This is a genomic window from Acidovorax sp. NPDC077693 (assembly GCF_044542805.1).
Taxonomy (GTDB): Bacteria; Pseudomonadota; Gammaproteobacteria; order Burkholderiales; family Burkholderiaceae_C; genus Acidovorax.
Window position 1 is genome coordinate 1 of sequence record NZ_JBITVD010000012.1, and the last position, 22,671, is coordinate 22,671.

A 22,671-nucleotide genomic window follows, 5' to 3' on the forward strand; every position below is an offset into this window, starting at 1 on the left:
TTGCAGGTCATCATCCCGCAGGGCTCCATGCTCAACCCCAACCCGCCGGCCTCGGTGGTGGCGGGCAATGTGGAGACCTCCACCTGCATCACCAACGCGCTGTTCGGCGCCCTGGGCGTGATGGCGGGCAGCCAGCCCACGATGAACAACTTCACCTTCGGCAACGCGCAGTACCAGTACTACGAAACCATTGCCGGCGGCAGCGGTGCGGGTGCGGTGTTCGATGCATCAGGCCGCGCGGTGCGCGGGTTCGACGGCACGAGCGTGGTCCAGACCCACATGACCAACTCGCGCCTCACGGACCCCGAGGTGCTGGAGTTCCGCTTCCCGGTGGTGCTCGACAGCTACGAGATCCAGCGTGGGTCAGGCGGCGCGGGGCGCTGGGCCGGTGGTGACGGCGGCGTGCGGCGCGTGCGCTTTCTGGAGGCCATGACGGCCAGCATCCTGTCCAACGGGCGGCTCAACCCCGCCTTCGGCATGGCGGGCGGCCAGCCGGGCCGCGCAGGCGCCAACCGGGTGCTGCGCGCGAACGGCCAGGTCGAGGAGCTGGGCCACATCGGCGCCGCGCAGATGGAGCCGGGCGATGTGTTCGAGATCTCCACCCCGGGCGGTGGCGGGTTCGGCGAATGCGTGGCCGCTGAGTGAACCGGGCCTGCGGGCCCGCGCCATGAAAAAGGGCCTGCATGGCAGGCCCTTTGATCTGGGTGGCTGGCGGTGTATCGCCAGCGCGGGTCACATGCCCGAGTAGTTCGGGCCGCCGCCACCTTCGGGCGTGACCCACACGATGTTCTGCGTCGGGTCCTTGATGTCGCAGGTCTTGCAGTGCACGCAGTTCTGCGCGTTGATCTGCAGGCGCTGCGCGTCGCCGCCCTTGGCCACGTCGGGCACGAACTCGTACACGCCCGCCGGGCAGTAGCGCGCCTCGGGGCCGGCGTACTTGGCCAGGTTGATGTTGACCGGCACGCTCGCGTCCTTGAGCGTCAGGTGGGCCGGCTGGTTCTCTTCGTGGTTGGTGTTGCTGATGAACACGCTGCTCAGGCGGTCGAACGTGAGCTTGCCATCGGGCTTGGGGTAGACGATGGGCTTGCACTCGGCCGCGGGCTTGAGGTAGGCGTGGTCGGGCTTGTCACGGTGCAGCGTCCAGGGCATGCGGCCGCGCAGTATCAGCTGCTCGAAGCCGTTCATTACCGTGGCCGTGGTCAGGCCATACTTGAACCAGTTCTTGAAGTTGCGGTCCTTGTTCAGCTCGGTGTAGAGCCAGCTTTCCTCGAAAGCCTTGGGGTAGGCCTTGAGTTCGTCGTGCTGGCGGCCGGCCACGACGGCGTCGTACGCAGCCTCGGCGGCCAGCATGCCGGTCTTGATGGCGGCGTGGCTGCCCTTGATGCGGCCCACGTTCAGGTAGCCTGCGTTGCAGCCCACGAGTGCGCCACCCGGGAAGATGGTCTTGGGCAGGGCGTTGATGCCGCTGGCGTTGATGGCGCGCGCGCCATACGACAGGCGCTTGGCCGTGATCTCGCCTTTTTCGTTCTCGAAGTAGTAGCGGACGTTGGGGTGGGTTTTCCAGCGCTGGAATTCCTCGAACGGGCTGAGGTAGGGGTTCTTGTAGCCCAGGCCGGTCACGAAGCCGAGCGCGATCTTGTTGTCGTCCAGGTGGTACAGGAATGCGCCGCCGTAGGTGTCGTTCTCCATCGGCCAGCCGGCGGTGTGCATCACGAAGCCGGGCTGGTGCTTCTTGGGGTCGATCTCCCACAGCTCCTTCACGCCCAGGCCGAAGCTTTGCGGGTCGCGCCCTTCGGACAGGTGAAAGCGCTCGATCAGCTGGCGGCCCAGGTGGCCGCGCGCGCCTTCGGCGAACACGGTGTACTTGCCCAGCAGTTCCATGCCCAGCTGGAAGTTCTCGGTGGGCTCGCCGTCCTTGCCCACGCCCATGTTGCCAGTGGCCACGCCCTTGACCGAACCATTCTCGTTGTAGAGCACTTCGGCGGCGGCAAAGCCGGGGAAGATCTCCACGCCCAGGGCCTCGGCCTGCTCGGCCATCCATTTGGTCACGTCGCCCAGGCGCACGATGTAGTTGCCGTGGTTCTGCGCGAAGGGGGGCAGAAACACATTGGGCACGCGCAGGCCCGATTTTTCCGACAGGAAGATGTAGGCGTCGTCGGTGACGGGCTGCTTGAGGGGTGCGCCGCGCTTTTTCCAGTCGGGGATCAGCTCGGTCAGTGCCTTGGGGTCCATGATGGCGCCCGACAGGATGTGCGCGCCGGGCTCGGAGCCTTTTTCCAGCACCACCACCGAGACATCCTGGCCCTTTTCGGCAGCCAGCTGCTTCAGGCGGATCGCGGTGGCCAGGCCGCCAGGGCCGCCGCCAACGACCACCACGTCGTATTCCATCGATTCACGGGGACCATACTGGGCGATGATTTCTTCGTTTGTCATGGGCTTCTCGTCGGGCGTTTGATAATGGATATTTTGAACAGAACAGGATGCAATGCCCTGTCTGGCTGGCGACTGATTGTATTCATGGAATAGCGACAATCGAACGACCGTTCTATTTTGTTGAGTGGAGAGACTCTAAATGGCTTACAGCATCGACTTGTCCGGCCGGGTGGCCTTCATCACCGGCGCCTCCAGCGGCCTGGGCGCACAGTTTGCCCGCACGCTGGCCCGCGCCGGCGCCGGGGTGGTGCTGGCCAGCCGCCGGGTGGAAAAGCTCAAGGAGCTGCGCGCGCGCATCGAAGGCGAGGGCGGTGACGCCCACGTGATCGAGCTCGACGTAACTGACCACGACTCCATCAAGTCCGCCGTGGCGCACGCCGAGACCGAAATGGGCTCCATCGACATCCTGGTCAACAACTCGGGCGTGAGCACCACGCAGCGCCTGCAGGACGTGACGCCCGAGGACTACGACTTCATCTTCGACACCAACGTGAAGGGTGCGTTCTTCGTGGCGCAGGAGGTCGGCAAGCGCATGCTGGCCCGCTCGCGCGGTGCGGCGCCGGGCAGCTTCACGGGTGGGCGCATCATCAATATCGCCTCGATGGCGGGCCTCAAGGTGCTGCCGCAGATCGGCGCCTACTGCATGAGCAAGGCCGCCGTGGTGCAGATGACCCGCGCCATGGCCATGGAATGGGGCAAGTTCGGCATCAATACCAACGCGATCTGCCCCGGCTACATCGACACCGAGATCAACCACCACCACTGGGACACCGAGCAGGGCAAGAAGCTCATCGCCATGCTCCCCCGCAAGCGCGTGGGCAGCCCGCAGGACCTGGATGCCTTGCTGGTCATGCTGGCCAGCGACCAGAGCCATTTCGTCAACGGCGCCGTCATCGCTGCCGACGACGGCTTCGCTGTATAGAAAAGCCCCCCTGAGGCGCTTCGCGCCATCCCCCGAGGGGGACGCCACCGGTGGCCTGGCGGAGCCAGTTCCACGGTGGCACTGGCCTGGGGGCGCGCCAGTTGCAGAGAGCTGGGCGGTACCACCAAACTGGACTATCGATGAAGATTGAAATTCCTGAAGCCAAGAAGCAGGTTTTTGAGATGCGCTTTCCCGTGCGTTGGGGCGACATGGATGCGATGGGCCATGTCAACAACACGGTGTACTTCAGGTACCTGGAGACGGCGCGCATCGACTGGCTGGTGTCGGTGGGCTGCAACCCCGACCCGCAGGGCCAGGGGCCGGTCATCGTCAATGCGTTCTGCAACTTCTACCGGCAGCTGGAGTACCCGGCCGATGTGCTGCTCAAGCTCTACGTGAGCGACCCGGGCCGCACCACGTTCGAGACCTGGGGCACCATGGAGCGCGTGGACCAGCCGGGCGTGGTGTGCGCGGCAGGCGGCGCCACCACCATCTGGGTGGACTTTCCGCGGCAGAAGGCCACGGACCTGCCCGACTGGATGCGGGCGCTCGTCAGTGCCTGATGGGGTATTGAAAATTCAAGCGAAATAGTGCTCTACCGCGCACTGGTAAAGCGCTAGCAGCTATTGAAATAGTAGCATTCCGCTGGGGCTCAGCTCAGCTCAAGTCACCGGCGCCGGGTTGAACAGCACCAGCGCATTGCGCAGCTTCCAGTGTTCGGCCCAGGTCTTCTTGCGGCCGCTGGCCACCTCCAGCATGAGGTGGAACATTTCCCAGCCCACGTCTTCGATGGTCTTCTCGCCGGTGGCGATGGTGCCGGCGTTGACGTCCATCAGGTCGTGCCAGCGGCGTGCCAGGTCGTCGCGCGTGGCGACCTTGATGACGGGCACCTCGGCCAGGCCGTAGGGCGTGCCGCGGCCGGTGGTGAAGACGTGCAGGTTCATGCCGGCTGCCACCTGCAGCGTGCCGCAGATGAAGTCGCTGGCGGGCGTGGCGGCGTAGATCAGGCCCTTTTGTTGGAGCTTCTCGCCCGGGGAGATCACGCCGGTGATGGGCGAGCTGCCGCTCTTGACGATGGAGCCCATGGCCTTTTCCACGATGTTGGACAGGCCGCCCTTCTTGTTGCCCGGCGTGGTGTTGGCGCTGCGGTCCACCCGGCCGCGCTGCAGGTAGGCGTCGTACCAGGCCATCTCGCGGATCATGGCGTCGGCCACCTCGGGGGTGGAGGCGCGCGCGGTGAGCTGGTCGATGCCGTCGCGCACCTCGGTCACTTCGCTGAACATCACCGTGGCGCCCGCGCGCACCAGCAGGTCGGTGCAAAAGCCCACGGCCGGGTTGGCGGTGACGCCGCTGAAGGCATCGCTGCCGCCGCACTGCACGCCCACGACGAGTTCGCTGGCGGGCACGGGTTCGCGGCGGCGCTGGTTCAGGCGCTGCAGGTGCCGCGCGGCCTGGCGCATCACCGAATCGACCATGGACATGAAGCCCACATGCGCCTCGTCCTGCAGGCAGACCACGTCCAGCGGGGTGTCTGCCTGCGTGCGTTCGTCCACCAGCGGGATGGTGCCGGGGGGCAGCAGGCGCTCGGGTTGCAGCTTCTCGCAGCCCAGGCTCACCACCATCACCTCGCCGCCGAAGTTGGGGTTCAGGCTGATGTTGCGCAGCGTGCGGATGGGGATCACGGCGTCGGGCGCGTCGATGGCCACGCCGCAGCCGTAGGTGTGGGCCAGGGCGACCACGTCGTCCACGTTCGGGTATTGGGGCAGCAGCTCGGCCTTGATGCGCTGCACCGCGAACTCGGTCACGCCGGCCACGCACTGCACGGTCTCGGTGATGGCCAGGATGTTGCGCGTGCCCACGGAGCCGTCTGCGTTGCGGTAGCCCTCGAAGGTGTAGCCCGCGAGCGGCGTTAGTGCAGGCGGCTTCACGGTGGCGATGGGCAGGCCGTCGAGCGAGCGCGCGTCGGGCATGTCCAGCAGCTTTTCATGCACCCAGCTGCCGGCCGGGATGGCGCGGATGGCATAGCCGATGGGCACGTTGTAGCGCCGCACCACGCCGCCTTGGGGGATGTCCTGGAGCGCCACCTTGTGCGCCTGGGGCACGGCATCCACCAGCGTCACGCCCGCAGGCAGGGTGGTGCCAGCGGGCAGGCCACCGTCGTTGGCGACGATCGCGACGTTGTCGGCCTCGTGCATCTGGATGCACAGAGGAGGGCGCAAGGGAGTGGTTCTGGCGTTCATGGGGCTGGCTCCTGGGCACGCAGGGCGTGCCGTGGGTTTGACGCGCTGGCGGGTTGTGGTGGTTGCGGGATGAGGTAGTGGGGTAGGCAACGCAGGGTGAGCCGTCAGGCCCGCTGGCCCACCTCGATGGATTCGCGGGTCCAGGCGCGGGCCTGCTCCGTGAGCGAAAGGCCCAGGCCGGGGCGGGTGGGCACTAGCATGCGGCCGTCTTTCAGTTCCAGGCGTTCGTTGAACAGAGGCTCCAGCCAGTCGAAATGCTCGACCCAGGGCTCGCTGGGGTACACGGCGCCCAGGTGCACGTGCAGCTCCATCGCGAAGTGCGGGGCCAGCATCACGTTGGCCATCTCGGCCTGCGCCGCGACCTTGAGGAAGGGCGTGATGCCGCCCAGGCGCGGGCCGTCGGGCATGAGGAAGTCAGCGCTGCGGTGGCGGATCAGCTCGCCATGCTCGGCGGCGCTGGTCAGCATCTCGCCGGTGGCGATGGGGGTGTCGAACTGCGCGGCCAGCGCGGCGTGGCCTTCGTAGTCGTAGGCGTCCAGCGGCTCTTCGATCCAGATCAGGTTGTACTGCTCGAAGATGCGGCACATGCGCTGGGCGGTGGGGCGGTCCCACTGCTGGTTGGCGTCGACCATGATGGGGGTGGCGTCGCCCAGGTGCTCGCGCATGGCCTGCACCCGCTGGATGTCCAGCGCGCAGTCGGGCTGGCCCACCTTGAGCTTGATGCCGCCGATGCCCCGGTCCAGCGAGGCCTGGGCGTTCACCTTGAGCTGGTCGAGCGGCGTGTGCAGGAAGCCGCCCGATGTGTTGTAGCACCGCACGGACTCGCGCTGCGAGCCCAGCAGCTTGGACAGCGACAGGTGGGCGCGGCGGGCCTTCAGGTCCCACAGCGCCACGTCGAACGCGCCGATGGCCTGCACGCCCATGCCACTGCGGCCCACCGAGGCGCCCGCCCAGCACAGCTTGGTCCACAGGCGGGAGATGTCGTTCGGGTCTTCGCCGATGAGCGCGGGAGCGATCTCCCTGGCATGCGCGAACTGGCCGGGGCCGCCGGCGCGCTTGGAGTAGCTCAGGCCCAGGCCCCGGTGGCCATCGCGGGTCTCGATCTCGGCGAACAGCATCGCGATCTCGGTCATGGGTTTTTGGCGGCCGGTCAGCACCTTGGCGTCGCTGATGGGGTTGGCCAGCGGCAGGTAGCACGACGAGAGGCGGATCCAGGCGATGCTGTCGGGGCTCAGCGGGGTGTTGTCGGCGGATGAGAGGGCGGTCATGGCGTTCAAGCGGGGGGCGACGAAAGGACGAAAGGCAAAAAAAGGGCTGGGAGCAGGGCGATGCGTGCAAGGGAAACCCGCGGCGGCCTGCGCGGGTTTCCCGGCGGCCAGGGGTCAGTCGATGGTGATCTTTCCGGCCTGGATCACGGTCTTCCAGCGGTCGTATTCCTTGCGCTGGAAGGCGGCGAATTCTTCCGGCGTGTTGGCCACCATCTCGAACCCGATGGAGACGAATTGCTCCTTCACCTTGGGGTCGTTCAGCGCTTCCACGAACGCGGCATGGGCCTTCTGGCGCACGGCGGGCGGCAGGCCCTTGGGCGCGACGATGGCTTGCCAGGATGCGACTTCGACGTTCTTCACGCCTGCTTCGGCCAGCGTGGGCAGATCCGGCAGCACGGGCGAGCGCTGGGGGCTGGTCACGGCCAGGGCGCGCATCTTGCCGCCCTTGATGTACTGGATCACGGCGTTGATGTTCTGGAACGACGCGTCCACCTGGCCGCCGATCAGGTCGGTGTGCGCGGGAGCGCCGCCCTTGTAGGGGATGTGCACGCCCTGGGTGCCCGTCTGCTGCCAGAACAGCTCGGCCGTGAGGTGGTCGCTGGAGCCATTGCCGGCGGACGCGAAGCTCATCTTGTGGGGGTTGGCCTTGAGGTGCGCGATCACGTCGGCCACGCTCTTGTGGGGCGAGTTGGCGGGCACCACCAGCACGTTGGGCGAGGCCACGGCCACGGTGATGAAGTCGAAGTCCTTGGTGGGGTCGTAGGGCAGGCTCTTGAGCAGGTGCGGCACGATGACCAGCGGGCCGAGCGACGTGACCAGGAAGGTGTAGCCATCGGCCGGAGCCCGCTGCACGAAGGTGGCGCCGATCGTGCCGGTGGCGCCGGCCCGGTTGTCGACCGTGAACGGCTGCTTGAGCTTGTCGGTCAGGCGGGGGCTCACGGCACGGGCGACCTGGTCGGTAGAGCCGCCGGGCGGGAAGGGCACCACCAGCGTGACGGCCTTGTCGGGCCAGGCGAGGGCCGAGGTGCTCCACGCGGCCATGGCCAGCGCGGCGGTGATCCAAAGTTTCTTCATGCTTGTCTCCTTGATGGTTGAATGACATCGTTGTCATTTTTGGGCGAATGCCAGCATCTGTTTTATTTCTGTCGCGATGAACTCTGTTTTTTTGTTGGCTGGATAAATGGTATCGTTGTCATTTCAAAAGTCAATGCGGTGCGATCTGCTGCATGTTTCGCTAGGTGCGGCCCCAACGGCACCTGCTGGTGCGCTGCCATGGGGTGGTGGTTAGCAGGCGCTCCTCGCAGCCTTCGCGCAGGCGGGCACCGGGGCGGGGCTGCTGCGCTATCTGCTAACGTCGCGCATGGCGGGTCGCGCTGTGGGTTGTGCCCTGAAGCGCACTGCCGCCAGAGCCCACTGCACTGGCCGTGGCCCCCACCGGCCGCTTCTCGCACCGACATCCGCTTGTCCGCCCCTTCCGCTATTTCCGCAGTCTCCGCCGTACCCTTCATGAACCTGCCACCGCCCCGCAAGCCCGCCACCCTGCACGACGTTGCCCAGGCGGCCGGCGTCTCGCCCATCACGGCGTCGCGTGCGCTGGGCAACCCCGGCATCGTGTCGGAGAAGACGCGGGCGCGCGTGCAGCAGGCGGTGGAGGCCACGGGCTACATCCCCAATCTGCTGGCCGGCGGGCTCAAGTCCAAGCGCAGCCGCATGGTGGCGGGGATCGTGCCGGCGCTGTCGGTGTCGCAGTTTTTGCCCACGGTGCAGTCGCTCACCGCCACGCTGGCGGAAGAGGGCTACCAACTCCTGCTGGGCCAGACGTTCTACGACGCGCAGCGCGAGATCGACGTGCTCAATGCCATGGTCAGCCGGCAGCCGGACGGCATCGTGATGATGGGCCTGGTGCAGTCCGAAGCCGCGCGCGACCGCCTGCGCAAAGCGGGCGTGCCGGTGGTGGAGACCTGGGACATCAGCGACCGGCCGGTGGACATGGTGATCGGGTTTTCGCACCTCAAGGTCGGCAGTGCGCTGGCGGGGTACTTCCTGTCGCGGGGCTACCAGCGCGTGGGCATCGCCACCGGCGGCGACCAGCGCGCGATGGAGCGGCGCGAGGGTTTTCTGGCCGCCTGGGGCCGCGACGTACCCACGGCCGTGGTGCCTGCGCCCAGCACGCTGCAACTGGGCCGCAGGGCGCTGTGCGAGCTGCTCGCCCGGGAGCCCGGCCTGCAGGCGGTGGTGTGCAGCTCGGACATGCTGGCCCACGGCATTCTGGTGGAGGCGCAGGCGCGCGGTCTGCGCGTGCCGCAGGACCTGGCGATCTCCGGCTTTGGCAATGCGGACTTCAGCGCGCACATGGTGCCGCCCATCACCACCGTGCACGTGGACGGGCCCGAGATCGGCCGCCTGGCAGCGCAGCTCATCATGGACCGCTGCCGCGGCGTGCAGCCGCAGCGCTCGACGTTCGACCTAGGGTTCGAGCTGATCGAGCGGGCCTCCACCGCAGCCGTGCCGGGCTGACGCCGCGGCCGGATCGGCCACGTTGTAAGGGCCCCCCGGGCTTGCCGGGGCCGCACCTACTTGTTCTTCTCACGCGGCAGGCGGCCCATCAGATAGAACTCGGGGTTGGGCTGCATGCCGGCAAAGCTGGCCATGCGGTTCGACAGCCCGAAGAACGCGGTGATGGCCGCGATGTCCCAGATGTCCTCGTCGTCGAAGCCGTGCGGGTGCAGGGCCTCGAAGTCGGCGTCCTCGATCTCGTGCGAGCGCTGGCAGACCTTCATCGCAAAGTCCAGCATGGCGCGCTCGCGCGGGCTGATGTCGGCCTTGCGGTGGTTGACCGCCACCTGGTCGGCAATCAGCGGCTTCTTCTCGTAGATGCGCAGGATGGCGCCGTGGGCCACCACGCAGTACAGGCACTGGTTGGCAGCGCTGGTGGTGGTGACGATCATCTCGCGCTCGCCCTTGGTCAGGCTGCCTTCTTCCTTGAGCATGAGCGCATCGTGGTACGCAAAGAAGGCGCGCCACTCGGCAGGGCGGCGCGCAAACGCCAGGAACACGTTGGGGATGAAGCCGGCCTTCTCCTGCACTTCCACGATGCGTGCGCGGATGTCGTCGGGCAGGGTGTTCAGGTCGGGAAAGGGATAGCGGCTCACGAAGGTCTCCTTGGCTGTGTTGTGTTGTGTCGTGGATGCCAGTATCCGCGATGCATGCGTCGCCCACGCCCCCCCGAAACTGGCGCTGACCATGCCAGTGCACCCGTGGATCCGGCTCCGCCGGTCCACCGGGTGCGTCCCCCTTAGGGGGAAGACGCCGCCAGGCGGCTCAGGGGGGGGTCAAGGATGCCAGTGCGTGGCCCGCACAGGGCTTTGCGCGGGCGCTGCCGTGTTGCCTGCCAGCGCATACGACAGCTGCGTCGCTGCGGCAATCACCGTCTGGGCCAGAGCTTCGAGCTTTTCAGCGGGCAGGCGCGATGCGGGGCCCGAGATGCACACAGACCCCATCAGGCGCCAGTGCATGCCGAACACCGGCGCCGACACCGTGGCCACGCCTTGCTCGCGCTCGCCGATGGACCAGTGGTAGCCCTTCTTGCGGATGTCCTCATAGGCCTTGCCCGGCTCGCCCGAGAACGCCAGGATCACGCGGCCCGGGGAGCCTTTGTCCAGCGGCAGCCCTTCGCCCATGCGGGCGTGGTGGCGCAGTGCCTGCGGGCCCTCCACGCGTACCAGGCAGGTCCGCACCTGGCCTTCGCGCACGTAAAAGGCCGCGCTTTCGCCCGTGGCGTGGGTCAGTTCGCGCAGCGCGGGCTCCAGCACGTTCTGCACGTCAAAGCCCGCCTGGTAGCGCGCGCCCAGCCAGCCCGCGGCGGGGCCCAGGCGCCAGTCGCCATCCTCGCGCTGCACCATGAAGCCCGACTGCGCCAGCGTGCGCGCCAGGCGCAGCACCGTGGTCTTGTGCAGGCCGCAGCGGCGGCTCAGCTCGGCCAGCGGCAGGCTGGATTCGCCCAGGGCGAAGGCTTCGAGCACCTGCAGGGCGCGTGTGACGGCGATCACGCCGCCGGCCGCGTCGGGCTGCGGGGCGGGGACGGGTGTGGATGAGGGTGCGGAGGGTTCCGGCGTTGGCGATGGCGCGGGGAGAGGGGGCTTGCGGGGCTTGTTGCTCATGGTGCCATCTGTTTCACTGTGTGCAACTGCATTGTATGGGTTGAAACGTCTGCGTAAAGTCGCGGCCACGGCGCCGGGCCCTCGCAGGTTCTGCAGACCGGCGTGACGAACCACCATAAAACGGAGACAAATCCATGCCAGCTTTTCCATCGCTTTCGCGTGCTGTCGGCGCGCACCTGTGCGCAGCCTTGATGGGCCTTGCCGCAACCGCCGTGCCCGTGGCCGCCCAGGCCCAGGCCGCCTACCCCAACAAACCCATCCGCCTGATCGTTCCGTTCCCACCCGGTGGCGGCACCGACATGATCGCGCGCACCGTGGCGCAAAAGCTCACGGACCAGAACAAGTGGAACGTGATCGTGGACAACCGCCCCGGCGCAGGCGGCAACCTGGGCGTGGACGCTGCGGCCAAGTCGGCCCCGGATGGCTACACGCTGGTCATGGGCCAGACCAGCAACCTGGCCATCAACCCCACGCTGTACCCCAAGCTGCCCTACGACCCCATCAAGGACCTGGTGCCCGTGGCACTGGTGTCTTCGTCGCCCATCGTGATCGCCGCGCCGGCCAATTCGCCGTACAAGACCTTTGCCGACGTGGTGGCCGCATCCAAGGGCAAGCCTGACGCACTCACCCTGGGCTACTCGGGCAACGGCACGGTGGCCCACCTGGCCGGCGAGCTGGCCGAGAACGCGGCGGGCATCAAGCTGCGCCACATCCCCTACAAGGGCGCGGCCCAGGCCATGACGGACCTGGTGGGCGGGCAGATCGATCTGTACATGTCCTCCGTGCCCACGCTGCTGGGCCAGGTGCGCAACGGCAAGCTCAAGGTGCTGGCCATCACGTCGGCCAAGCGCTCGTCGCAATTGCCGGATGTGCCCACGCTGGCCGAGTCCGGCTACAAGGGCTTCGAGGCCGTGACCTGGTTCGGCATCCTGGCGCCCGCTGGCACGCCCGCGCCCATCGTGGCGCAGCTGAACAAGGCCATCAACCAGGCGCTGCAGCACGCCGAAGTGGCCGACAAGCTGCGCTCCGAAGGCGGCGACATCCTGGGCGGATCGGCCGACCAGTTTGGCCAGCTGCTGCGCACCGAAGTGCCGCGCTGGGGCAAGATCGTCAAGGACTCGGGCGCCAGCCTGGATTGACCGACAGCGCCCCCACAGCCACCGCTTCACGTCCCCCCAAGAGTCCGTGCCATGCACCGCGACAGCCTTGTCACGCCTGTGCGTACCGCCCACGCCGTGCGGTTTTCAGCCGGTACTGCCGTGCCGCGCACCCTGGTGCCGGCCGGTGCCTGCGACTGCCATGTGCATGTGTACGACAGCCGCTTTCCGGCCGCGCCGCAGGCCAGGCTGCTGCCGCCCGATGCGTCGGCGCTGGACTATGCAGCGCTGCAGCAGCGCATCGGAACCACGCGGGTGGTGCTGGTCACGCCGTCGACCTACGGCACCGACAACCGCCCGATGCTGGAAGGCCTGACCGCGCTGCGCGCCATGGGCGTGCCAGCCCGTGGCGTGGCGGTGATCGACGGCACCGAGAGCGATGCAGCGCTGCAGCGCCTGCACGCCGCCGGCGTGCGCGGCGTGCGGCTGAACCTGTCGCTGGGCGTGTCGGGCACAGCGGATTCGCTGCTGCCGCTGGCCCGCCGCATCGCGCCGCTGGGCTGGCACCTGCAACTGCTGATGGCGTCCGATGTGCTGGTCGCGCAGGCCGATGTGCTGCGCCAGTTGCCCGTGCCGGTGGTGTTCGACCACTTCGGCCGCATCGCTCCCGCGCAGGCGGGGCGGCACCCCGCCCATGCGCTGCTGCTGGCGCTGCTGCTGGGCGGGCAGGCGTGGGTCAAGCTGTCGGGCGGCTACATCGTGAGCGAGCAGCACTCGGTGGAAGACCCCGCGCTCGACGCCCTGGCTGCCAGCTACCTGCGCTGCGCGCCCCACCGCGTGGTGTGGGGCAGCGACTGGCCGCATGCCACCGCATCGGCCGGCGTGCAGCCCCTGCCCGACGACGCCCGCCAGGTGGACCGGCTGGCCGACTGGGCGCGCGAGGCTGGCGACAGCAGCGCGACGCTGCAGCGCGTGCTGGTGGACAACCCGGCCGCGCTCTACGGCTTCGCGCCGACCATTTCTTCATTGTCTTGATAACCGGGGAGACACCACCGTGACCGAATCCACCACTGACCTTCCATCTGCCGGCCTGTCGCGCCGTGGCGTGCTCGCCGCCGGCGGTGCCGCGCTGCTGGCCCCGTGGCTGGCCGCCCCAGTACGAGCCCAGGGCGACTGGCCCGCCGGCCGCGTCATCACCTGGGTGGTGCCGTACCCCCCAGGCGGCAGCACCGACGTGCTGGGCCGCAACGTGGCGCAGCGCATCGGCGCGGCGCTGTCCACCAATGTGATCGTGGACAACAAGGCCGGTGCCACCGGCACCATCGGCGCGGCCTTCGTCGCCAAGGCGGCGCCCGACGGCACCACGCTGCTGGGCACTTCCATCGGGCCGCAGGCGATCGCGCCGCACCTGATGGGCAAGCTGCCGTACGACCACATCACGGCGTTCGAGCCCGTGGTCATCATCGGCACCATTCCGCACATTTTGGTGGTGGGTGCGGACCAGCCGTTCAAGACGGTGGCCGACCTGCTGGCCGCTGCCAAGGCCCAGCCGGGCAAGCTCGCCTTCGCTTCGGGCGGCAACGGCACCATCTTGCAGATGCAGGGCGAGCTGCTGCAGCAGCAGACCGGCGCGCGCTTCATCCACGTGCCCTACAAGGGCGACACCCCGGCGCTGCAGGACACGCTGGCCAGCCAGGTGCAGTTCATGTTCGCGCCCGCGGCCGCCGCGCTGCCGCATGTGCAGGCGGGCAAGCTGCGCGCGCTGGCCGTCACCTCGGCCCAGCGCCTCAAATCCCTGCCGGCCGTGCCCACGATGGCCGAGGTGGGCATGAAGGACTTCGTGGTGGAGCAGTGGCAGGCCGTGTTCGCGCCGGCCAAGACGCCCACCGCCGTCGTGTCGCGCTTGAACCAGGAGATCAACAAGGCCCTGAAGGACCCCGCCGTGGTCGCCCTGGCCGACAAGCTGGGCGTGACGCTGGTGGGCGGCACGCCCCAGCAGCTGGGCGACCTGCAAAAGGCCGACTCCGCCAAGTGGGCCAAGGTCATCAAAGACGGAAACATAAAAGCTGAGTGAGACGGCTTTTGCCCCGGCATTGTCTGCACGCACCCCTTCTTCATTTTTCAAACGGACAGAACACCATGAGCCAACTCCCCGACATCATCCGTGACATCGACCGCGTGAGCGCCGACGTCGTGCGCAAAGCCGCGACCTTCCAGGCCGCCATCCTGGCCGACGTGGCCGGGCGCCGCGGCACCATGCACGGCCGCGTGGCGCCGGTGCACCAGGGCATGAAAGTCGCAGGCCCGGCCTTCACCGTGGAAGTGCGCCCCGGCGACAACCTCATGATCCACGCCGCCATTGCGCTGGCCCAGCCCGGTGACGTGCTGGTGATCGACGGCAAGGGCGACCTGACCGCCGCGCTCATGGGCACGCTGATGCTCAGCGCCTGCAAGAAGCGGGGCCTCGCCGGCGTGATCGTGGATGCCGCCATCCGCGACAAGCTGGAGATCCTGGAACTGGACTTCCCGGTGTTCAGCGCAGGCTTCAACCCCGCCGGCCCCACCAAGTACGTGCCCGGCCGCATCAACCACCCCATCTCTGCCGGCGGCGCCACCGTGAACCCCGGCGACCTGGTGGTGGGCGATGCCGACGGCGTGGTCGTGATCGAGCGCGCCAAGGCCCCCGGCATGATGGCCCTGGCCGACAAGAAGGTGGCTGATGAAGCTGCCCGCATCGAGGCCATCGCCCGTGGCGACACGGCCTCCAAGTGGCTGCCCGCCGCGCTGCGTGCGGCGGGTGTGCTGGCGGAAGGGGAATCGCTGTGAGCACCAACCCCACCATCATCGTCACGGGAGCCGACCTGGCGCAGCAGGCGCTCGGCCTGCTCACCGGCTACGACATCGTCTACGCCGGCAAGACGCCGACCGAAGACGACCTGGTCGCCCTGGCCAGGCAACACGACCCGGTGGCCATCATCGTGCGCTACGGCAAGGTGGGCCCGGCCGTGATGGACGCGGCGCCTTCGCTCAAGGTGATCTCCAAGCACGGCAGCGGCACCGACACCATCGACAAGGTGGCGGCCCAGGCGCGCGGCATCCAGGTGGTGGCCGCCGTGGGCGCCAATGCCGCGGCCGTGGCCGAGCAGGCGCTGGCGCTGCTGCTGGCCTGCGCCAAGTCGGTGGTGCAGCTGGATGCGCGCATGCATGCCGGCCACTGGGACAAGGCCACGCACAAGAGCCTGGAGCTCGGCGGCCGCACGGTGGGCCTGGTGGGCCTGGGCGCCATCGGCATGCGCTTTGCCAAGATGGCCGACGCGTTGGGCATGCGCGTGATCGGCTTCGACCCATTCGCCAAGAACCTGCCCGACTACGTGCAGAGCGTGAGCCTGGAGACCATCTGGCGCGAGGCGGATGCCGTGTCCCTGCACTGCCCGCTGACCGACGAGAACCGCGGCATGCTGAATGCCGCCACGCTCGCGCAGTGCAAGCGCGGCGTGATCGTGGTGAACACCGCCCGCGGCGGCCTCATCGACGAAGCCGCGCTGCTCGCAGCCGTGCGCTCGGGCCAGGTGATGGCGGCGGGCCTGGACAGCTTTGCGGTGGAGCCCATGGTGGCCGGCCACCCGTTCCAGGGCGAGAAGAATTTCATCCTCAGCCCGCACATCGGCGGCGTGACCAGCGACGCCTACGTGAACATGGGCGTGGGCGCGGCCCAGAACCTGCTGGCAGTGCTGGCCCGCGAGACGCCAGCGATGCGTGCCGCGTAGGCATGGCAGGGAAAGCCCGGCGAACAAGATTTTTATAAAAAAATGGCCTCTACCGCTTGTCCATCAAGCGGTTATAGCTATGTTATTGATAGCATTTGGGCTGAATGCCCGCATGAACGATGGATCGGAGACAAGACATGTTGCGTTTTCTCAAACCCCTGATCACCGCCTGCGCCCTGGCCACGGGCCTGGCCCATGCCGCGTTCCCCGAGCGCCCGATCACCATCGTCGTGCCATATGCGCCCGGCGGTGCGGCCGACGCCGTGGCCCGCGTGTTGGCCACGCGCCTGGGTGCCAGGCTGGGCACCAGCGTGATCGTGGACAACAAGGCCGGCGCCAGCGGCACCATCGGCGCCAGCTACGTGGCAAAGGCCAATGCGGATGGCTACACGGTGCTGTACGACGCCACGCCGTACTCCATCAACCCGCACCTGTTCCCCAAGATGCCATATGCCGCCAACGCGCTGCAGCCGCTGTCGCTGGTGCTGCTGGCGCCCAACGTGCTCATCGTGAAGGCGGACTCGCCGCTCAAGAACATCAATGACCTGGTCGCCCGGGCCAAGGCGGCGCCGGGCAAGCTCAACTTCGCCTCGGGCGGCAGCGGGACGGTGCAGCGCCTGGCGGCCGAGCTGATGCGCCAGCAGCTGAACCTGGACATGGTGCACGTGCCCTACAAGAGCGGCGGCCCCGCCATCACCGACGTGATGGCCGGCCAGGTGGACTTCATGTTCGGTACCGTGGCGGCCACCTACCCGCACGTGTCGGGCGGCAAGCTGCGCGCCCTGGCCGTGTCGGCGCCCGAGCGCTCCAGGCGCCTGCCCGACGTGCCCACGGTGGCCGAGACGGTGATTCCCGGCTACGAAGCGTATGAATGGAACGGCATGTTCCTGCCCGCAGGCACGCCCGAGCCTATCGCCGCCAAGCTGCGCGAGGCCGTGCAGGAGGTGATGAAGGAAGACGAGCTCAAGCAGCGCCTGGCCGACATGGGCGCGCAGCCCGTGGGCTCCACGCCCGCCGAGTTCGCGGCCTTCCTCAAGAAGGAAGACAGCAAGTGGGGCGATGTGGTGCGCAAGGGCAACATCAAGCTGGACTGATCGCCCATGGTCCTGCCGTTGCGCGATGCCATGCCGCATGGATGCGGTGGGGGCCGCCTCGTCGACAACCCGGCGCGGCGGTATGGTTTCGGCGCTCCTGCCTGAACAACGAGAAAGACACCGCCATGTTTCTGCTGCAACCACCCCAGGTCCGTGACCTGGATGTGTTCACCGCCATGCCCGACCACTTTCGCCGCCGCGAGCGCAGCGAGTGGGCCGATGCCAACCGGGGCGGCACCGTCACCGATTCGTTCCTGGAGGGCCCGGTGTTCGACGACGCAGGCCACCTGTACGTGACCGACATCCCGTGGGGCCGCATCTTTCGCATCAGCCCAGAGGGCGCGTGGACGCTGGTGGCCGAGTACGACGGCGAGCCCAACGGCATGAAGTTCATGGACGCTGGCACGCTGCTGATCACCGACTACAAGAACGGCCTCATGCGCCTGGACGTGGCCACCGGCAAAGTCACGCCGTACCTGGAGCGCCGCAACAGCGAGCGCTTCAAGGGTGTGAACGATTTGATCTTCGACGCCGACGGCAACCTGTACTTCACCGACCAGGGGCAGAGCGGCCTGCACGACCCGAGCGGCCGCCTGTACCGCCTGCGCCCGAATGGCCAGCTCGACCTGCTGCTGGCCAATGTGCCCAGCCCCAACGGCGTGGCCCTGTCGCCCGACGGGCGCGTGCTGTACCTGGCCGCCACGCGCGGCAACTGCGTGTGGCGCGCGCCGCTGTTGCCCGACGGCAGCGTGGCCAAGGTGGGGCAGTTCTTCACGTCCTACGGGCCCAGCGGCCCCGATGGGCTGGCCGTGGATGCGCAGGGCCGGCTGCTGGTGGCCAACCCGGGCCTGGGCTATGTCTGGGTGCTCAACCACCGGGCAGAACCCGAGTTGGTGCTGCGCGGGCCGGCCGGGGCGTCGACCACGAACCTGGCGTTTGGCAGGGAGGGCGGGGAGGGCGGCCGGACGGTGTTCGTGACCGATTCGACCCACGGCCGCATCCTGCGCGCCCGGCTGGATGCGCCGGGGCTGCCGCTGCACCGCCCGGCGGTGGGCTGAGCAGCGGCTGGGGGTGGTTTACTGCGCCGCAGCGACCTTGGCCGCACCCCGATAACGCGACAGCCAGTGCGCGTACGGTGCGGGCAGCGTGGTCCATTCGGGCTTGGGCTCGCCCAGCACCTGGGCCAGGTGGTAGGTGTAGTGCGGGTTGGACAGGTGGGCGCGGCCGATCATCACCAGGTCCATCTGGCCGTCGGCCACTGCGCGTTCGGCAATGTGCGGGTCGTCGATGCCCCATGACGAGGCCACGGGCAGGCCGGCCTCGCTGCGCACGCGCTGGGCCACCGGGGCCAGGAAGGCGGGCGTGGCCCAGGGGATCTGCGTCTCTGCGATCACGAAATTGGCGCTGACGTTGACCATGTCCAGGCCGCGCTCGCGCATCTGGCGCACCAGCTCGATGGACTCGGCCACGGTTTCCTCGTCGCGGCCGTCGTATTCGATCACGCCGAAACGTGCCGTGAGCGGCAGGTGCGCGGGCCAGACCTTGCGCACGGCCTCCACGGTTTCCAGCAGAAAGCGTGCGCGGTTGTCGAAGCTGCCGCCGTACTGGTCGGTGCGCTGGTTGCTGTGGACCGAGAAGAAGCTCTGCGCGAGGTAGCCGTGGGCAAAGTGCAGCTCCAGCCATTCAAAGCCTGCGGCTACCGCACGGCGGGCGGCGGCGACGAAATCGGCCTGCACGCGCGCAATGTCCGCGAGCGTCATGGCCTTGGGCACGCGGGGCAGGTCGCCGCCATAGGCAATGGCGGACGGGGCGATGGGCTGCCAGGCACGCGGGTCGCTTTCGGGAATGTGGTCGTCGCCTTCCCACGGGCGCTGGGCGCTGGCCTTGCGCCCGGCGTGGCCGATCTGAATGCCGGGCACGGAGCCAGCAGCCTTGATGTTGGCGGCGATGCGGGCCAGGCCTTCGACCTGCTGGTCGTTCCACAGGCCGGTGCAGGCCGGGGTGATGCGGCCTTCGGGCGACACGCCGGTGGCCTCGACGATCACGAGGCCTGCGCCGCCACGGGCAAGGCCGGCGTAGTGCGCCTGGTGCCATTCATTGGTCAGGCCGTCGGTGGCGCTGTACTGGCACATCGGCGGGACCGCGATGCGGTTGCGCAGGGTGACGCTTTGGAGCTGGAACGGGGTGAACAGGGCAGACATGCAGCTTTCTTTCTTGTGGGAGGCTAAAAGGGGGGTGAAGCGGGAGGGCCAAAACTAGTCATGGCCACACACGGTGAGGATGGTGGGTACGATGCAGCCATAAACCAAATCGATATTTCTTATTCTTGAAATCATGGCGATCGATATCAGGGCCATGGACCTGAACCTGCTCAAGGCGCTGGATGCCTTGCTCGACGAGCGCAGCGTGACCCGCGCCGCCCGGCGCCTGTCCCTGACACAGCCGGCAGTGAGCGGCATGCTGACCCGTCTGCGCGAAAGCTTCGACGACCCGCTTTTCGTGCGCACCCAGCGCGGCATCACGCCCACCTTGCGGGCGCAGGAGCTGGCCGCGCCCGTCAAGGAATTGCTGGGCGGGATCGAGTCCTTGCTGCAGCCCCGGGCGTTCGACCCGGCAACGGCGCAGATGACTGTCCACCTCGCTTCCACCGACTATGCGCTGCAGGCGGTGGTCGTACCGTTTCTGGCCCGGCTGCGGCGGCATGCGCCCGGTGTGCGTGTGGCCGTGGTGCCTGCCCAGCACCTGCCGGTGTACGAGCGGCTGGAGCGCGGCGATATCGACCTGGCCCTGATCAGCCCGGAGAACACCGCTCCCGACCTGTATGCCCGCCACCTGTTCGACGAGCGCTATGTGTGCGTGATGCGCGCGGGACACCCGGACGCCAGGGGCGGCGCGCTGTCGCTGGACCGCTTCTGCGCGCTGGACCATGCGCTCATCTCGTACACCGGCGGCAGCTTCTGCGGCGTGACGGACGAGGTGCTGGCACGCCTGGGCCGGTCGCGGCGGGTGGTGCTGTCCATCACCAGCTTTCTGGTGCTGCCGGAGATCCTGCGCAACAGCGACATGATTGCGGTGGTGCCGCAGCGGGTCGTGGCCGATGCCCGTGGGCTGGTGGTGCTGGAGCCACCGGTGGCGATTCCGGGCTTTGTGAAAACCGCCGCCTGGCACGAGCGCACCCACCGCTCGCCAGGGCACCGCTGGGTGCGCTCCGTGCTGTTCGACACCTGCGGATGCGAGGAGGCCGGGAGCCCGCTGCGCTTGCCGTGATTGATTAGATAAAAGCTATTGAATCGATCGAAACGATTGTCTTTTAAAGAGGGTCTGCATTCCTTAGCATCGTCGCTCATCAGCCACAACAAGGAGTGCCCCATGACGCAAGAAAGCAAGTGCCCGTTCGACCACACCCAAACCGCCGCGCCCAAGGGCCGGGGTAATGCGGACTGGTGGCCCAACCAGCTCAACCTGCGCCCCCTGAACCAGAGCTCGCCCCTGGTGGACCCCATGGGTGATGGCTTCAACTACGCCGAAGAGTTCAAGAGCCTGGACCTGGCCGCGGTGAAGGCCGACCTGCACGCGCTGATGACCGACTCGCAGGACTGGTGGCCGGCCGACTTCGGCCACTACGGTCCGCTCTTCGTGCGCATGGCCTGGCACAGCGCCGGCACCTACCGCCTGGCCGATGGCCGCGGCGGCGCCGGGGCAGGGCAGCAGCGTTTTGCGCCCCTGAACAGCTGGCCCGACAACGCCAACCTGGACAAGGCCCGCCGCCTGCTCTGGCCCATCAAGCAGAAATACGGCCGCAAGATCTCGTGGGCGGACCTGATGATCCTCACGGGCAACGTGGCTCTGGAGTCGATGGGCTTCAAGACCTTCGGCTTTGCCGGTGGCCGCCCCGACGTGTGGGAACCCGATGAAAACGTGTACTGGGGCGCAGAGACCACCTGGCTGGGCGGCGACAAGCGCTACAGCGGCGAGCGCGACCTGGCCAAGCCCCTGGCCGCCGTGCAGATGGGCCTGATCTACGTGAACCCCGAAGGCCCGAACGGCAACCCCGACCCCCTGGCCGCAGCGCGCGACATCCGCGACACCTTTGCCCGCATGGCCATGGACGACGAAGAAACCGTGGCGCTGATCGCCGGCGGCCACACCTTCGGCAAGACCCACGGCGCGGGCGACGCGGCCCTGGTGGGCCTGGAGCCCGAAGGCGGCGGCATCGAGGACCAGGGCTTCGGCTGGATCAGCAAGCACGGCAGCGGCTTTGGTGGCGACGCCATCACCAGCGGCCTGGAAGTCACCTGGACGACGACACCCACGAAGTGGAGCAACAACTTCTTCGAGAACCTGTTCGGCTTTGAGTGGGAGCTGACCAAGAGCCCCGCAGGCGCCCACCAGTGGACGGCCAAGAATGCCGAGGCGTCCATCCCGCATGCGCACGACCCGTCCAAGAAGCTGCTGCCGACCATGCTGACCACCGATTTGTCGCTGCGCTTCGATCCGGCCTACGAGAAGATCTCGCGCCGCTTCCTCGACAACCCCGACCAGTTCGCCGACGCGTTTGCCCGTGCCTGGTTCAAGCTGACCCACCGCGACATGGGCCCGCGCTCGCGCTACCTGGGCGCAGACGTGCCGGCCGAGGTGCTGGTGTGGCAAGACCCGGTGCCGGATGTGGACCATGCGCTGGTCGACGCACAGGACGTGGCGGCGCTCAAGGCCCAGGTGCTGGCATCGGGCCTGTCGATCGCCGAGCTGGTGTCCACCGCCTGGGCGTCGGCCTCCACCTTCCGGGGTGGCGACAAGCGCGGCGGTGCCAACGGTGCCCGCATCCGCCTGGCGCCGCAAAAGGACTGGGAGGTGAACCAGCCCGCGCAACTGGCCAAAGTGCTGGGCCAGCTCGAAGCGATCCAGCAGGCCTTCAATGCTGCGCAACAGACCAGCGGCAGCGGCAAGAAGATCTCGCTGGCCGACCTGATCGTGCTGGCCGGTGGCGCCGCGGTGGAAGCCGCAGCGAAGAAGACCGGGCAGGACGTGACGGTACCGTTCACGCCGGGCCGCACCGATGCCTCGCAAGCGCAGACCGATGTGCCATCCTTCGAGGTCATGGAACCTGTGGCCGATGGTTTCCGCAACTATGTGAAGCCCGGCCTGGAAGGCGCCGTGGCCGAGCTGCTCATCGACCGGGCCAACCAGCTCACGCTGACCGGGCCCGAGATGACGGTGCTGGTGGGCGGCCTGCGGGTGTTGGGGGCCAACGTGGCGGCCGCGTCGGCGCACGGCAACTTCACGCAGCGCCCGCAGACGCTGAGCAACGACTTCTTCGTGAACCTGCTGGACATGCGCACCAAGTGGCAGAAGTCTGCCTCGGCCCCCGGCGTGCTGGAAGGTGTGGACCGCGCCGGTGGCGCGCCGAAGTGGACGGGCACAGTGGCCGACTTGGTGTTCGGCTCCAACTCGCAACTGCGCGCCCTGGCCGAGGTGTATGGCAGCAGCGATGCGCAGGCGGTGTTCGTCAAGGACTTCGTCAAAGCCTGGACCAAGGTGATGAACCTTGATCGATTTGACGTGGCGTGATGATGCCCAGCGCCGCTGAGTGAGCGGTAGCCTGCTGTTCACTCAATACAAACCAACGCCGCGCAGCCCATGGCTTGCGCGGCGTTGGTGTTTGTGGGCATCGCTACCATTGATCGGTTGCC

Annotated in this window: 20 protein-coding genes; 13 read left to right on the forward strand and 7 right to left on the reverse strand. The window is 67.8% G+C overall.

All coding sequences use genetic code 11. The features are described 5' to 3' along the window. Positions 1–645: hydantoinase B/oxoprolinase family protein (locus ACIGHN_RS17490; protein ID WP_396505352.1), on the forward strand; the 645-nt coding region annotated here is incomplete at its 5' end. Between the two features lie 87 nt (positions 646–732). On the opposite strand, the gene ACIGHN_RS17495 is transcribed toward ACIGHN_RS17490, so the two are convergent. Beyond that, entirely contained in the window at positions 733–2,433 is a 1,701-nt protein-coding gene (locus ACIGHN_RS17495) for an electron transfer flavoprotein-ubiquinone oxidoreductase (RefSeq protein WP_396505353.1), read from the reverse strand. Between the two features lie 139 nt (positions 2,434–2,572). Here ACIGHN_RS17495 and ACIGHN_RS17500 point away from each other — a divergent pair, with 139 nt between their 5' ends. Continuing rightward, complete coding sequence (locus ACIGHN_RS17500; RefSeq protein ID WP_396505354.1) at positions 2,573–3,355, forward strand: SDR family oxidoreductase; 783 nt, start codon at positions 2,573–2,575, stop codon at positions 3,353–3,355. Positions 3,356–3,495: 140 nt separating this feature from the next. After that, positions 3,496–3,918, forward strand: coding sequence for an acyl-CoA thioesterase (locus tag ACIGHN_RS17505; RefSeq protein WP_396505355.1), 423 nt, complete (start codon positions 3,496–3,498; stop codon positions 3,916–3,918). Between the two features lie 99 nt (positions 3,919–4,017). Here the strand turns inward: ACIGHN_RS17505 and garD are convergent, their stop codons facing one another. From garD to ACIGHN_RS17520, 3 genes are all read right to left on the reverse strand, one after another. Then, positions 4,018–5,595, reverse strand: coding sequence for a galactarate dehydratase (garD, locus tag ACIGHN_RS17510; RefSeq protein ID WP_396505356.1), 1,578 nt, complete (start codon positions 5,593–5,595; stop codon positions 4,018–4,020). A 104-nt stretch (positions 5,596–5,699) separates the two neighbouring features. After that, a complete protein-coding gene (locus ACIGHN_RS17515; protein ID WP_396505357.1) occupies positions 5,700–6,863 on the reverse strand; it encodes a mandelate racemase/muconate lactonizing enzyme family protein in 1,164 nt (387 codons plus the stop codon). Positions 6,864–6,977: 114 nt separating this feature from the next. Continuing rightward, the gene (locus tag ACIGHN_RS17520) at positions 6,978–7,937 is read right to left on the reverse strand and encodes a tripartite tricarboxylate transporter substrate binding protein (protein WP_056412424.1); all 960 of its coding nucleotides are present in this window, start codon (positions 7,935–7,937) and stop codon (positions 6,978–6,980) included. 432 nt (positions 7,938–8,369) lie between these two features. Between ACIGHN_RS17520 and ACIGHN_RS17525 the strand changes: the two genes are divergently transcribed. Then, on the forward strand, positions 8,370–9,380 hold the full coding sequence (locus ACIGHN_RS17525; RefSeq protein ID WP_396505502.1) for a LacI family DNA-binding transcriptional regulator: 1,011 nt from the start codon (positions 8,370–8,372) through the stop codon (positions 9,378–9,380). Positions 9,381–9,436: 56 nt separating this feature from the next. Here the strand turns inward: ACIGHN_RS17525 and ACIGHN_RS17530 are convergent, their stop codons facing one another. Then, complete coding sequence (locus tag ACIGHN_RS17530; RefSeq protein ID WP_056412419.1) at positions 9,437–10,015, reverse strand: peroxidase-related enzyme; 579 nt, start codon at positions 10,013–10,015, stop codon at positions 9,437–9,439. A 180-nt stretch (positions 10,016–10,195) separates the two neighbouring features. Continuing rightward, positions 10,196–11,023, reverse strand: coding sequence for an IclR family transcriptional regulator (locus ACIGHN_RS17535; RefSeq protein WP_396505358.1), 828 nt, complete (start codon positions 11,021–11,023; stop codon positions 10,196–10,198). Positions 11,024–11,157: 134 nt separating this feature from the next. Between ACIGHN_RS17535 and ACIGHN_RS17540 the strand changes: the two genes are divergently transcribed. The 7 genes from ACIGHN_RS17540 to ACIGHN_RS17570 all read left to right on the forward strand — a co-directional run bounded on the left by ACIGHN_RS17540 (position 11,158) and on the right by ACIGHN_RS17570 (position 18,039). Continuing rightward, positions 11,158–12,162 carry a Bug family tripartite tricarboxylate transporter substrate binding protein gene (locus ACIGHN_RS17540; protein WP_396505359.1) on the forward strand — a complete coding sequence of 335 codons (1,005 nt, stop codon included), beginning with the start codon at positions 11,158–11,160 and terminating at the stop codon, positions 12,160–12,162. Positions 12,163–12,213: 51 nt separating this feature from the next. Further along, positions 12,214–13,155: an amidohydrolase family protein gene (locus ACIGHN_RS17545; RefSeq protein WP_396505360.1), complete on the forward strand. Its 942-nt coding sequence runs from the start codon at positions 12,214–12,216 to the stop codon at positions 13,153–13,155. Between the two features lie 19 nt (positions 13,156–13,174). Next, positions 13,175–14,194 carry a Bug family tripartite tricarboxylate transporter substrate binding protein gene (locus ACIGHN_RS17550; RefSeq protein ID WP_396505361.1) on the forward strand — a complete coding sequence of 340 codons (1,020 nt, stop codon included), beginning with the start codon at positions 13,175–13,177 and terminating at the stop codon, positions 14,192–14,194. Positions 14,195–14,259: 65 nt separating this feature from the next. Further along, positions 14,260–14,946, forward strand: a complete 687-nt coding sequence (locus ACIGHN_RS17555; RefSeq protein ID WP_396505362.1) for an RraA family protein — start codon at positions 14,260–14,262, stop codon at positions 14,944–14,946. Further along, complete coding sequence (locus ACIGHN_RS17560) at positions 14,943–15,887, forward strand: NAD(P)-dependent oxidoreductase (protein WP_396505363.1); 945 nt, start codon at positions 14,943–14,945, stop codon at positions 15,885–15,887. Before ACIGHN_RS17555 ends, ACIGHN_RS17560 begins: the two co-directional genes overlap by 4 nt. A gap of 137 nt (positions 15,888–16,024) precedes the next feature. Next, the gene (locus ACIGHN_RS17565) at positions 16,025–16,981 is read left to right on the forward strand and encodes a Bug family tripartite tricarboxylate transporter substrate binding protein (protein ID WP_396505364.1); all 957 of its coding nucleotides are present in this window, start codon (positions 16,025–16,027) and stop codon (positions 16,979–16,981) included. 125 nt (positions 16,982–17,106) lie between these two features. Further along, positions 17,107–18,039 carry an SMP-30/gluconolactonase/LRE family protein gene (locus ACIGHN_RS17570; protein ID WP_396505365.1) on the forward strand — a complete coding sequence of 311 codons (933 nt, stop codon included), beginning with the start codon at positions 17,107–17,109 and terminating at the stop codon, positions 18,037–18,039. A gap of 18 nt (positions 18,040–18,057) precedes the next feature. On the opposite strand, the gene ACIGHN_RS17575 is transcribed toward ACIGHN_RS17570, so the two are convergent. Further along, complete coding sequence (locus ACIGHN_RS17575; RefSeq protein WP_396505366.1) at positions 18,058–19,182, reverse strand: NADH:flavin oxidoreductase/NADH oxidase; 1,125 nt, start codon at positions 19,180–19,182, stop codon at positions 18,058–18,060. Positions 19,183–19,315: 133 nt separating this feature from the next. On the opposite strand from ACIGHN_RS17575, the gene ACIGHN_RS17580 reads away from it, so the two are divergent. Together ACIGHN_RS17580 and katG are read left to right on the forward strand one after the other, a co-directional pair. After that, the gene (locus ACIGHN_RS17580; RefSeq protein WP_396505367.1) at positions 19,316–20,248 is read left to right on the forward strand and encodes a LysR family transcriptional regulator; all 933 of its coding nucleotides are present in this window, start codon (positions 19,316–19,318) and stop codon (positions 20,246–20,248) included. 102 nt (positions 20,249–20,350) lie between these two features. Beyond that, positions 20,351–22,549, forward strand: a complete 2,199-nt coding sequence (gene katG / locus ACIGHN_RS17585; RefSeq protein ID WP_396505368.1) for a catalase/peroxidase HPI — start codon at positions 20,351–20,353, stop codon at positions 22,547–22,549. Positions 22,550–22,671 lie beyond the last annotated feature (122 nt).